Origin of the sequence: Pseudomonas sp. S04, from assembly GCF_009834545.1 — a bacterium.
Taxonomy (GTDB): domain Bacteria; phylum Pseudomonadota; class Gammaproteobacteria; order Pseudomonadales; family Pseudomonadaceae; genus Aquipseudomonas.
This window is the reverse complement of record NZ_CP019427.1, coordinates 2,011,862-2,023,753: the sequence shown is the minus strand read 5'-3', so window position 1 is coordinate 2,023,753 and position 11,892 is coordinate 2,011,862. Positions and strand designations below refer to the sequence as shown.

The 11,892-nt window shown below is 63.1% G+C and carries 13 protein-coding genes; 5 read left to right on the top strand and 8 right to left on the bottom strand.

Features of this window, described 5'->3' with window-relative positions; genetic code table 11:
* The first annotated feature begins 18 nt into the window (after positions 1–18).
* Complete coding sequence (locus tag PspS04_RS09035) at positions 19–420, top strand: hypothetical protein (protein WP_095171073.1); 402 nt, start codon at positions 19–21, stop codon at positions 418–420.
* 68 nt (positions 421–488) lie between these two features.
* Here the strand turns inward: PspS04_RS09035 and PspS04_RS09030 are convergent, their stop codons facing one another.
* The gene (locus PspS04_RS09030) at positions 489–938 is read right to left on the bottom strand and encodes a thioesterase family protein (protein WP_095171012.1); all 450 of its coding nucleotides are present in this window, start codon (positions 936–938) and stop codon (positions 489–491) included.
* A gap of 224 nt (positions 939–1,162) precedes the next feature.
* On the opposite strand from PspS04_RS09030, the gene ppnN reads away from it, so the two are divergent.
* Positions 1,163–2,536 carry a nucleotide 5'-monophosphate nucleosidase PpnN gene (ppnN, locus tag PspS04_RS09025; protein ID WP_095171014.1) on the top strand — a complete coding sequence of 458 codons (1,374 nt, stop codon included), beginning with the start codon at positions 1,163–1,165 and terminating at the stop codon, positions 2,534–2,536.
* Positions 2,537–2,567: 31 nt separating this feature from the next.
* On the opposite strand, the gene thpR is transcribed toward ppnN, so the two are convergent.
* From thpR to PspS04_RS09010, 3 genes are read right to left on the bottom strand one after another with little or no spacing between them, the layout of a single operon-like run.
* Entirely contained in the window at positions 2,568–3,104 is a 537-nt protein-coding gene (thpR, locus tag PspS04_RS09020) for an RNA 2',3'-cyclic phosphodiesterase (protein WP_159994697.1), read from the bottom strand.
* Between the two features lie 3 nt (positions 3,105–3,107).
* Complete coding sequence (locus PspS04_RS09015; RefSeq protein WP_159994695.1) at positions 3,108–3,683, bottom strand: YceI family protein; 576 nt, start codon at positions 3,681–3,683, stop codon at positions 3,108–3,110.
* 19 nt (positions 3,684–3,702) lie between these two features.
* Complete coding sequence (locus PspS04_RS09010) at positions 3,703–4,248, bottom strand: cytochrome b (protein ID WP_095171025.1); 546 nt, start codon at positions 4,246–4,248, stop codon at positions 3,703–3,705.
* 165 nt (positions 4,249–4,413) lie between these two features.
* Here PspS04_RS09010 and PspS04_RS09005 point away from each other — a divergent pair, with 165 nt between their 5' ends.
* Both PspS04_RS09005 and PspS04_RS09000 read left to right on the top strand, forming a co-directional pair.
* Positions 4,414–5,091, top strand: coding sequence for a type 1 glutamine amidotransferase domain-containing protein (locus PspS04_RS09005; RefSeq protein ID WP_159994693.1), 678 nt, complete (start codon positions 4,414–4,416; stop codon positions 5,089–5,091).
* Between the two features lie 96 nt (positions 5,092–5,187).
* Complete coding sequence (locus tag PspS04_RS09000; protein WP_095171029.1) at positions 5,188–6,129, top strand: class I SAM-dependent methyltransferase; 942 nt, start codon at positions 5,188–5,190, stop codon at positions 6,127–6,129.
* 17 nt (positions 6,130–6,146) lie between these two features.
* On the opposite strand, the gene PspS04_RS08995 is transcribed toward PspS04_RS09000, so the two are convergent.
* The 3 genes from PspS04_RS08995 to PspS04_RS08985 all read right to left on the bottom strand — a co-directional run bounded on the left by PspS04_RS08995 (position 6,147) and on the right by PspS04_RS08985 (position 10,480).
* The gene (locus tag PspS04_RS08995) at positions 6,147–8,711 is read right to left on the bottom strand and encodes an EAL domain-containing protein (RefSeq protein ID WP_237234969.1); all 2,565 of its coding nucleotides are present in this window, start codon (positions 8,709–8,711) and stop codon (positions 6,147–6,149) included.
* A 505-nt stretch (positions 8,712–9,216) separates the two neighbouring features.
* Complete coding sequence (locus PspS04_RS08990) at positions 9,217–9,909, bottom strand: GNAT family N-acetyltransferase (protein WP_159994689.1); 693 nt, start codon at positions 9,907–9,909, stop codon at positions 9,217–9,219.
* Positions 9,910–9,955: 46 nt separating this feature from the next.
* On the bottom strand, positions 9,956–10,480 hold the full coding sequence (locus PspS04_RS08985) for a DUF3087 domain-containing protein (protein WP_159994687.1): 525 nt from the start codon (positions 10,478–10,480) through the stop codon (positions 9,956–9,958).
* Positions 10,481–10,670: 190 nt separating this feature from the next.
* Here PspS04_RS08985 and PspS04_RS08980 point away from each other — a divergent pair, with 190 nt between their 5' ends.
* Entirely contained in the window at positions 10,671–10,988 is a 318-nt protein-coding gene (locus PspS04_RS08980; protein WP_095171038.1) for a DUF2388 domain-containing protein, read from the top strand.
* 197 nt (positions 10,989–11,185) lie between these two features.
* On the opposite strand, the gene PspS04_RS08975 is transcribed toward PspS04_RS08980, so the two are convergent.
* Positions 11,186–11,881 (bottom strand): tRNA (adenine(22)-N(1))-methyltransferase, encoded by a 696-nt coding sequence (locus PspS04_RS08975; protein ID WP_335929845.1) that lies wholly within the window; start codon positions 11,879–11,881, stop codon positions 11,186–11,188.
* Between the last annotated feature and the right edge of the window lie 11 nt (positions 11,882–11,892).

The window sequence follows — 11,892 nt, the reverse complement described above, 5'->3', positions numbered from 1 at the left end:
CTGGCTATGCTGCAAGCCATGACAGCCTCATTGCCGATTCGCCAACCCTGCCCACCCGGCGCCTGCGATTGCGGGCGTGAGGCGTTGCTCGACCTGCCCGGCGCCGACCCGCGCATCCTCCACCTGACCCGCCAGGAAGAAAAACGCTTGCTCGAGCGCCTGGAGAACCTCAAGAGCCTTGCCGACCTGGAGCATCTGCAGCAACGGATGTTCGAGCAGCTGGGCATCGGCGTGGAAATCAGCCCCAGCTTCCACGAGGTGCGCAGCATGCGCGGCATCGGCATTCGCCTACGCGACCAACCGGGGCTGTGCCGCAAGACCCGACAAGCGATCCCGGCGGCGATTCGCCGGGGCCTGGAAAACCATCCGCAAATCGCCTACGAACTGCTCAACGCCAACGACCTGCTGCGTGATGCCTGAGGCTCAACTGCCCGTCTTGACCTTGCTCCAGACCCGGGTATGCACCCGTTCCATCTTCAGCGGCGGTTTCAGTGCGGCGCAGGCATGGCGGCAAACAGCACGTTGACCTCGGGAAACCGCGAGATGAAGTCCGCCGGCATCGGTGCCACCTTGCCGGCGCCGTAGTCGAAGAACACAAACCCCGACTTGGCCAGCGCCACCAGCGTGCCATCGACCGGCCGGGTGATGCGAAAGATGATGTCGCCCCCGTACTTGTTGAGGTCCATCAACCCCACTTCGAACAGCAGGCGATCACGGGCGTGGGCCTCGGCGCGATAGACCGTCGCCAGGTCCGTGACAATGATGCCCTCCTCACTCACGCCATACTCGAACAGCATCCGCGCCCGGGCTTCGGAGATCATCGAGATCATCGAGTCGTTGGCCAGGTGGTTGGCGGCGTTGACGTCGGTCACCCGCACGGTCAGGGCGGTGGCGTAGAAAAACGGATTGTGGGGAAACTCCAGGTGCAGGCGGGCCATGGCGGGTCTCGTGGCAGGAAAAGAGGCAGCCACTGTTAGCCAGGCGCAGGAAATTTGGGACAGCGCTATCAGACAAATTGCGATCACGTGCACCACTGCTCATGGATATTTGCATTCAACGGCGCTCGCCTAGAAGATGACGGCAGCACGATCGCTTCGGCGCTGACTATCCTGATGTAATTGAGCCCGTCGGGCTCGCGACCATCGTTCTCAGGGAATCCAGAATGACAGCAAGACAAGTAATCAATGCGTCGGTGAGCCCAAAAGGCAGCCTGGAAACACTGTCCCAACGCGAAGTACAACAACTGAGCGCCGCGGGTACAGGCAGCATCTACTCGCTCTTTCGCCAGTGCGCCCTGGCCATCCTCAATACCGGCGCCCATGTCGACAACGCCAAGACCATCCTCGAAGCCTACCGCGACTTCGAGATCCGCATTCACCAGCAGGACCGTGGCGTACGCCTCGAACTGCTGAACGCCCCGGCCGATGCCTTCGTCGACGGCGAGATGATCGCCAGCACCCGCGAGATGCTGTTCAGCGCCCTGCGCGACATCGTCTACACCGAGAATGAGCTCGACAGCCAGCGCATCGACCTCAGTACTTCGCAAGGCATCAGCGACTACGTCTTCCACCTGCTGCGCAACGCCCGCACCCTGCGCCCCGGCGTCGAGCCGAAGATCGTCGTGTGCTGGGGCGGTCACTCCATCAGCACCGAGGAATACCAGTACACCAAGAAAGTCGGCCACGAACTGGGCTTGCGCAGCCTGGACGTCTGCACCGGTTGCGGACCAGGCGTGATGAAAGGCCCGATGAAGGGCGCAACCATTTCCCACGCCAAACAGCGAATCACCAACGGCCGCTACCTGGGCCTGACGGAGCCTGGGATCATCGCCGCCGAGGCACCGAACCCGATCGTCAACGAACTGGTGATCCTGCCGGACATCGAGAAACGCCTGGAAGCCTTCGTCCGCGTCGGCCACGGCATCATCATTTTCCCCGGCGGCGCCGGCACGGCCGAGGAGTTCCTCTACCTGCTCGGGATCCTGATGCACCCGGACAACCGCGACCTGCCCTTCCCGGTGATCCTCACTGGCCCGCGCAGTGCCGCGCCGTACTTCCAGCAACTGCATGCCTTCGTCGGCGCCACCCTGGGCGAAGAAGCGCAAAGCCACTACGAGATCATCATCGACGACCCGGCCCAGGTGGCCCGGCAGATGGTCCAGGGGCTCAAGGCGGTCAAGCAGTTCCGCCGCGAGCGCAACGACGCCTTCCACTTCAACTGGCTGCTGAAGATCGACGAGGGTTTCCAGCGTCCGTTCGACCCGACCCACGAAAACATGGCCAGCCTGCAACTGCGCCTCGACCTGCCCGCCCATGAACGGGCGGCCAACCTGCGCCGGGCGTTCTCCGGGATCGTTGCCGGCAACGTCAAGGACATGGGTATTCGCTTGATCGAGGAACATGGCCCTTACGAGATCCATGGCGATGCGGCAATCATGCAACCGCTGGACAAACTGCTGCAGGCCTTTGTTGCCCAGCACCGGATGAAGCTGCCCGGCGGCGCGGCGTACGTGCCGTGCTACCGCGTTATCAGCTAGCAAGCGGCGTAACCGCTGGCGCAGGCGCCGCTCAAGGCTCAAGCGGCCACTGCGCCAACGCTCGGTAACGCCCCTTGTGGGACTCGAACAACACGAAGTGCCGGGCATCGAGCACAAAGTCCGGAGCGCTGTCGGCTTCGGGCACCGGCGCGTGAAAGTCGCGGACCAGGCTCAGGTGCGCACGGTATTCCCGAGGCGCATCGACAAAACCCAGCGCCAGCATCGCCTGTTGCAAGGCATACACCAGTTGCAGCAAGGCTGGCGCTGGCTCGCTGGGCACCAGTAACAGCATCCCGGCGCGGTGCCAGGCCTGCAATTGGTCGAGCCTGACCCGCAACGGTTCGCCGGGCACGCGCACTTGGGCGGCGGCCGCGCAAATGCCGGGGAGTTGAGTCACGGCTACTTCGCCGAGAAACATCAGGGTCAGGTGAAAGTTCTGCGCGGCAATCGGCCGCCCTTCAAGGTGCCCCAGGCTACTGCGCCATTGAGCAATGGCCCGGCACTGCGGCGGCTCACAAGGCAAGGCGAAAAACAGTCGCTTGCTGGGCAGCTCCGGTTGCTTGCGCATCGTTCACCTCGACACTTCCTGCTCGGGCGCCACGACCCGAAAACGGATGTTGATTTCGTTGGAGACCACACCGTAGTCCGCCCACTCGCCATCACCAATATTGAAGTCGCCGCGCTTGAGAATGAAGGTGCCGTCAAAAATACCGATGCCGCTTTCCGGCTTCAGGGCGATCCGCGCGCCAACCTCGCGGGTCAGGCCCTTGAGCGTCAGTTGGCCGTCAACCTGGTACAGGTTATCGCCCAGGGCGGTGACGCTTTGCGATTCGAACCGGGCCTGGGGATAGACCGCCGTGTCGAACCAACCGGGCTTTTGCAATTCGCTATTGGCGTCGGGGTTGCCGGCGTCAATGCTGGTCAGCTCGATGATGATCCCGGCATGCGCCGCCGAGGGGTTGGTCGAGTCGAAATCGATGGTCGCCTCGAACCGGCTGAAAGTGCCGTAGACCCGGGCGCCCATCTGGTTGTAGGTGAAGCTGACCTGGCTGGCGCTCGGGTTGACTTGCCGGTACTGCGCCGCACTCGACGAGCCGCACGCGAGCATGGCGAGCACCAGGGTGACGGTCGCTGTTCGATGGTTCATGACAGGCTCCAGCCGGCAGTCAGGGATCAGCTTTTTGGCGGAACGCCAGCATGCGGCGCAGCACGTCATCGCGGTCGATGAAGTGATGCTTGAGCGCCGCACCGGTATGCAGCAGGACCAGCGCCAGCAGGCCGTAATTCAGGCTTTGATGCAGCGTCAGCAAGCGCTCGCCCAGGGCTTCGTCCTTGGCCAGCAGGTCCGGCAGGGGCAAGATGCCGAACCAGGCAGTCTGGAAACCCTTGGCTGAACTCATCAGCCAGCCGCTCAAGGGGATGATCAGCATCAGCCCATACATCAGGCCGTGGGTCAGCCGCGAGACTCGACGCAACAACACCGGCACGCTGGCGGGTAGCGGTGGCGCGGCATGGCTCAGGCGCCAGCCGAGGCGGATCAGCACCAGCAGGAACAGGCTGACCCCGGCCCACTTGTGCCACGAATAAAGCTTGAGTTTGGTCGGCGACAGGGCCAGGTCCGGCATGTAGAGACCCAGGGCAAAGGTGCCGATCAGTCCCAGCGCTACCAACCAGTGCAGGTACACCGCCGTGCGGGTGTAGCTATCGTTCATGAGTGCTCCGTGCCGATCGCTACAGTGTTGATCCACCCTGGCACTTGTGCAAATGCGCGCATGACCCTTGGTCCTTTAGTGCTGGCATTCCTGGCGCTGGCGACCATAGTTAGACGTCCCGGGCTTGCTGGCCTGGGGGCTTATCAATGGCAATCAGAGGTCACGATGAACATCCTGATGGTACTGACTTCCCACGACCGGCTCGGCAACACCGGCGAGAAGACCGGGTTCTGGCTGGAAGAGTTCGCCGCACCCTACTACGTGTTCAAGGACGCCGGGGTCAACGTGACCCTGGCCTCGCCCAAGGGCGGGCAACCGCCGCTCGACCCGAAGAGCGACGCCCCCGACGCACAGACCGAGGCTACCCAGCGCTTTCGCGAGGACCCGGTGGCCTTCCAGGCGCTGGCCCATACCGAGCCGCTGGCCCAGATCAAGGCCAGCGACTTTGACGCGGTGTTCTACCCAGGCGGTCATGGTCCGCTGTGGGACCTGGCCGAAGACCGCGACTCCATCGCCCTGATCGAAGCGCTGTATGGCGCCGGCAAACCGGTGGCCGCGGTGTGCCATGCGCCAGGGGTGTTGCGCCACACCCAGGCCCAGGGGCAGCCGCTGGTCAAAGGCAAGTCGGTGACCGGCTTCACCAATTCCGAGGAAGCGGCCGTCGGCCTGACCGAGGTGGTGCCGTTCCTGGTGGAGGACATGCTCAAGGCCCACGGCGCGCACTACTCCAAGGGCGAGGACTGGCAGTCGTATGTGGTGGCCGACGGCAACCTGATCACCGGGCAGAACCCGGGGTCATCGGCAGCGACGGCCGAGGCGACCTTGCAACACCTGGGACTCTGAGCCCTGCCGCTGGCGGGATTTGTGGCCAATGCTACAAGTCCCGGCGGCCCATTTATGTATAAAATGCCGCCCCTTTGACTTGCCGGCCCCTGCTCGATGACCCCTGAAGCCCTCGCCACCCTGCACGACCATCTGTTGACGGCCCTGGCAGCCCCACCCGCAGAAACCCGCCGCCTGTTTCACGGACGCGGGCGTTGCTGGCCGGGCCTGGAGCAACTGACCGTGGACTGGCTGCAGGGCATTGTGCTGGTCGCGCTGTTCAAGGAACCCGAACCGCAGCAGTTGCAGGCCTTGCAACAGATGCTGCGGCAGATCAGCCAGACGCCGCAGTGGCAGGCGAGCGCGGCCCACACGTTGCTGTTGCAACACCGCTATCTGCCACAAAGCACCACCGAGTGGCTGCTGGGGCCGGAAATCGACGAGTGGACGCTGACCGAAGGCGGCCTGCGCTATCGCATCGACCTGGGTAAAAAGCAGAACGCCGGCTTGTTCCTCGACATGCGCTACGGGCGCAACTGGGTCAAGGCCCAGGCCCAGGGCAAGCGGGTGTTGAACCTGTTCGCCTACACCTGCGGCTTCTCGGTGGCGGCCATCGAGGGCGGCGCCGAGCACGTGGTCAACCTCGACATGTCCCGTGCCGCCCTGAGTCGCGGGCGCGACAACCACCGCCTGAACGGCCACGACCTGAGCCAGGTGAGCTTCCTCGGCCACGACCTGTTCAAATCCTGGGGCAAGGTGATCAATAACGGACCTTACGACCTGGTGATCATCGATCCGCCGTCGTTCCAGAAAGGCAGCTTCCTGCTGACCAAGGACTATCAACGGGTGTTGCGTCGCCTGCCGGAACTGCTCGCGCCGCAGGGCACGGTGCTGGCCTGTATGAACGACCCGGCCTTCGGCGCCGACTTCCTGATCGACGGCGTCACCCGCGAAGCCCCGAGCCTGCGTTTCGTCGAACGCCTGGACAACCCGCCGGAGTTTCCGGATATCGATGTGCAAAGCGGCTTGAAGGCGTTGGTCTTCACCCTGGCGGACTGAAAGGCGCAGCCCTGGGCTTACTCCAGCGCCGCCAACGGGCTCTCGTGGCTCATGGGCGGCACCATGCCCTGGCACGCCAGCAACCATTGCCTGAACGCCCCGGCCGGAAGCGGTACCGAGAAGAAGTAGCCCTGCCCGACCTCGTAGCCTTGCGCCTTGAGGATGTCGCGCTGGGCCGCGTGCTCGATGCCTTCGGCCACCACCAGCAAGGACAGGCCCCTGCCGATGCCAATCACCGATTCGCTGAGGGCGCGGCAGGAGGCATCGCACTCCAGGTCATCGACAAAACTCTTGTCCAGCTTCAGCTCACTGATCGGCAGGTGGCGCAAGTAACCCAGGCTGGAATAACCGGTGCCAAAGTCATCGATGGCCAGGCGCACCCCCAGGGCATGCAGCTCTTTCAAGGTTTGCTCGGTGCCGGGGCTGTTGGACAGCAACACCCCCTCCGTGACCTCCACGCACAAATCCGCCGCCTGCAATTCGTAGCGTTGCAACTGCTGGGTAATCTGCGCTGCCAGATTGAGATTGTGAAAGTTGATCGGCGACAGGTTGATCGACAGCGACGGCACCGTCAGGCCCTGCTCGCGCCACTGCGCCAGCTGACCGCAGGCGGTTTGCAGCACCCACTGGCTCAGCTCATTGATCAGCCCGCACTCCTCGGCCAGGGGGATGAAGCGCTCCGGCGAGATAATGCCCAGGGTTGGATGATCCCAACGCGCCAACGCCTCCACCCCCACCAAGGTCCCGCTGTGCAGATTGATCTGCGGTTGATACACCAGCTCCAGGCCCTCACCAGCAAGGGCCATGCGCAGCGCGGTCTCGAGAATCAGGCGACTCTGGGCGATCCGGTTCATCTCTTCGAGGAAAAAACTGAAGCTGCCGCGTTCGGCGCGCTTGGCCTGGTACATCGCAATGTCGGCGCACTGCAGCAAGCTTTCCATGTCCTGGCCGTCACCGGGAAACAGGCTGATGCCGATGCTGGCCGATAACACCACCGAGGTCCCGGCAATGGGCGCCGGAAAACTCAGTACGCGCTTGAGCCGTTCAAGAAACCGCGTGACCTGGGTCGCGTTGCGTCGCGGCAAAACCAGCACGAACTCATCCCCGGACAAGCGCCCGACGATGTCCGACTCACGCAGCACACTGCTCAGGCGCTGGGCCATGACTTGCAACAGTTCGTCGCCGGCCGCATGGCCAAGGGCATCATTGACCTGCTTGAAGCGATCCAGGTCGACAAACAGCACGGCCAGTTCGGCCTGCTCCTTGGCCACTTCGGCAATAGTGCGTTGCGCCTTGGCCAGCAGCAGGTTGCGATTGGGCAAGCCGGTCAAGCCATCGTAATACGCCATCCGGCGAATGGCCTGGCGCGCTTCCTCGCGCTCCAGCGCCAGCATGCACAGGTGTGTACCGGCGGTCACCAGGTGCGCATGCAGGGTATCGGGCCCGCGGCACTCGCGAAAATACAGGGCAAAGGTGGCGGCCACGCGGCCGCAGCTGTTGCGCACCGGAATCGACCAGCACGCGCGCAACCCCGCCTTCTCGGCCAGCGCCTTGTAGTCCGCCCACAGCGGGTCGTGATTGATGTCGGTGACCAGCACCGGCTTGCCCCGGTAGGCCGCCGTGCCGCAGGAACCGGCAATCGGCCCGATCGACAGGCCTTCGATTGCCCGCGAGTACTCAACTGGCAAGCCAGGGCTGGCCAGTGGGTGCAGGATGCCGTTGGAATCGACGCTGAGGATCGAGACGATGACTTCCGGGGCGATGCGTTCGATTTCCTGGCACATCAGGGCCAGTACGTTTTCCAGCGACTCTTCCTTGAGCAGCGCGCCGACCACCTTGTCCTGCAGCACCTCATGCAATTTGAAGCGGGTGATGTCGGTGAGCACGATCACCGTGTTGTCGACCTGCCCCCGGGCATCGAACACCGGGGCCGAGGACACATGCACCCACAGCCGTTGGCCGTTGCGCTTGCTGATCAAGGCGCTGACTTCATGGGGCTCGCCACCGAACATCCGCTCCAGTTCAGGTAGCACCGGCACATCGACCTCGGTGTCGAGCACAAAAAACATCAGCGGCGACAGCCCAAGAACTTCTTCGCGGCTGTAGCCGAGCAGTTGCACCAGGCCGTCATTGACGTAGAGCAGGCGCGCAGCGGCGTCGACAATGCAGGTGGCCGAGCGGGTGGCATTGACCGACAGCGACAGCAGGCGGTGTTCGATGTCCTGGAGGCGGGTCTGGGTGATGTCCTTGAGAAAGGCCGCATAGAGGGTGCGGCCCTGCAGGGTGATCCTGGAGACGGACAGCGCGCCCCAGCGTGCCTGCCCATCCTTGCCCAGGATACTCAAGTCGTGGCTGCAACCGGGATCATCGGCCGTGCGCAGGGTTTCGGGAAACAGGCTGTCGACGTGACTGCCCACTACGTCCTGTCGGGGACAACCCCAGAACCGTTCGGCAGCGGCATTAAAAAACATCACTCGGCTTTGGTCGTCGATGACCACTACCGCATCGCCCCATTGCTCCAGGGTCTGCACGAAGAAGTCTTGCGCATCAATGCGCCGGGCCCGCCTGACTCTCGTGTCCATTGCAGTCACTTGTCCACTGCCACCATCGCCCAGCATCCTGGCCGCGTGTGGGGCGCCATAAGAACCCTCGGAACCGGAAGGAACCCATCTTCGCAGAGACGCTACATATTCTTGATTGATAGTGAATGACGGCAGTTATTCACTTTAGTTCGCCAAGCACAGCGCGACGCTTGTCAGTTGAAATCACAGGATAGACGCGAAGTGACGAGCCCATGAAAAATACCTCGGTCGCGTCGCTCCAGCGGTCTGCCACAGGCGACTAATGGTACTTGAGTGCACCCTGCCACCTTCCTACGATGAAACTACGCCACTGCTTGTTTTCTGCGGCAGCGGCGTGAGTGGCGAGTGCTCTGAACCCCAATCAAGCTTGCCACTGGCTCTACGTACAACTTGAGCCTCGGGGCTCTACTTTCTCCCCATCAAAGAGCTTTGAGGCTCTTTTTTGAGCAAGCCAAACGGGGTCCGGTGTAGGCGCTGGCTTGCTGGCACCTGCACAGGGGGTTTGCTAGCCAGCGTCGTGACCCAACCGCCCCTGCACAAACACCCGCGCCTTGGCCGTCAGTTGATCCAGATGGCGGTCGCGCTGTTTTTCCGCGTCGAGCATCGCCCGCTTGCCATTCTTCTGCAGCAGGTAGGTGTGGATCTGCCGCACTTCGGTGGAGCGGTAGATAGGCGCGATATCCAGTACCGCGATCAGGCCGTCTGTCACGCGGTCGTGGGTGTTCATCAGCACCTGCGGTCCGCGCACGCCCAGGACCTGCAAGCCCATTGCCTCGAAGTACGGCACCTTGGCCACGGCACAGGTCAGTTCGGCATGCGGGTAGCGGCCGAGCATGTCCTGGACCATGGCGCGGGCGATGCCATGGCGACGATGGCTGGCGTGTACGGCCATATAGGCCACGCCGCAGGCATGCGGATCATCCTTGACCGGCAGGTACAGCAAAAAGCCGACGACCTTCGAGGGGTCCTCGGCGTCCAGCGCGACGATCAATTCGACGCTTAGACCCTGGGTGCCATCGAGGGCCTGCAGGTAGAGGTGGACCTCGTAGCCCACTGCGTATTGATAGATCGCGAACAACGGGTTGCTCGGTGGCAAGGCGACGCTGCTGATGTCGGTCAGGTTGTCGACCACCAGTTGCAGGATCTGGTCGGTCACGTGCTCGGAGCACGGGGTATCGAAGTGGCTAAGGGTAAACATCAATCGGGGCTCCGAGGGGAAAGTCCTGGAAAAAGGCAGGCAATGATCAGGCCTGGGTTTTCAGCGCCGTCAGCCACTCGGGGTGCAGGCGGGTCTGTTCGGTCTCCAGCCCCAGCGCCTCCATGGCGGCTTTGTGCTGGTCCATTTCACGCACCAGTTGCGCATGGCTGCTGGAGTTGGCGTCCAGCTCGTGCATCTGCGCCAGCCCCAGGTGGTAAAAGCGCAGCAGCTTCATCGCGCTCGGGTTGCCGGCGGCGACCGCATCGGTGACCTGGTGCATGACGTTGGTGATGCGCATCAGGCTGCGCTTGAGCTGCCAGCCGTAGACGGCGGCGGCCATCCAGGGTTGCGACCAGAACTTGAGTTTCATCAGCGCCGCGCTGACCAGCACCGCCGCGATTACCCCGCCGAGGTTGTAGCGAAAGTTATCGCCACCCGGCTCGCCCAGCACCATCACCGCCAGCGTCGACAAAGCCATCGCCAGCACAATGAACAGCACGGCAATGATCAGGGTGCTGCGGCGCGTCTGCTGGCGAAAGGTTTCGGGGTTCCACGGCTTGATCTCAAACATCAGGGGGCAGCGCTCTTTGGCAAGGTGAACGGAGAATTGCCCGGCATTATCGCCCGTAGCGCCGGTAACAGACACGTTTAATCCACATCGCCATCTGGTCCTCGCTTGATCTGCGGAACTCCTGAGCCGCACCGCGCATCATATGGGTATGTGACACACCCTTTGGCTTCACGCTTTTGGAGGACTCACCATGCGCCGTCTACTGCTCGTGCCAACGCTTGCGCTCTGCCTGCCCTTCGGATCGGCCATGGCCGATGTCGATGCCAAGGATGTCGCCACTTCAGCGGGGGTCTCTGCGTCGCTGTACTCGACCTTCAAGGACGACAAGATCGTCGTCCCCGCCCGCGATGACCTCTCCAGTTTCGTCGCCAGCGGCGGCACCATCCGCGGCGCCTACCTGGAATCCGTGCTCAAGCAGATGCGCCAGGACCACCCTGGCCTCAATGCCACGGACGAAGAACTGGCCCAGGCGCTTCTGACGCAGACCCCGCCTTCACCAGGCCAGTAAGCTCGCCCTCTCGCTATTACCCACTTAACTTAAGTGGGAGCGAGCCTGCTCGCGATGGCGGTGTGTCAGGCACCATCGATGTTGGTTGTACTGGCCCCATCGCGAGCAGGCCGCAAGCGGGCGCTCGCTCCCACAGCGGTTTTACCGGCTTGCAGATTTTGCGTACACCCACCAAACCCGTTGCAGCTGTCGCGCGTTCAGGCCAGCAGTTGGTTGATCCAACGCACCTGGCGGGTGATGTCCTGTACTTTTTCCGCGGGTACCGCCGAGCCGGCCTGGGTGAAGTGGGCCAGGGTCTGCTGCTTGTGGCGCAGCAGGCGCTGCCACTTGAGCAGGAATGCCGGGGTGCGTGCCTGCATCTGCAGGGGGCCGAAGTACAGTTGCTCGGGGCTGTAGCTCACCGGGCCGGTGCGCTCGGCAACGATGATTTCGTAGTCGAAACGATTCTCCCGCAGCACTTCCTCGCAGAGGATGGAATAACCATTGTCCATCAGCCACTGCCGCAGCGGCTGCTCGCCGCCGTTGGGTTGCAGGATCAATCGCTCCTGGCCACTGAGGCGAGTCTTGCCACGCTCGAGAATGTCGCGGATGGTCTCACCGCCCATGCCGCAGATAGTCAGCGCGCTAATCTCGTCAGCCGCCTCGAGCGCCGCCAGGCCATTGGCCAGGCGTACGCTGATGCGTGACTGCAGGCCGTTGTCGCGCACCGTACGCTGGGCCGAGTGAAACGGTGTCGCGGCCAGTTCGCCGGCCACCGCCGCCGTGATGGCGCCACGGCGCATCAATGCCACCGGCAAGTAGCCGTGGTCGGAGCCGATATCGGCCAGGCGCGCACCAGCTGGCACATGGGCCGCCACGCGCTCCAGGCGCATGGACAAGGTGTGTTGGTTCAATGTTCAGCGCC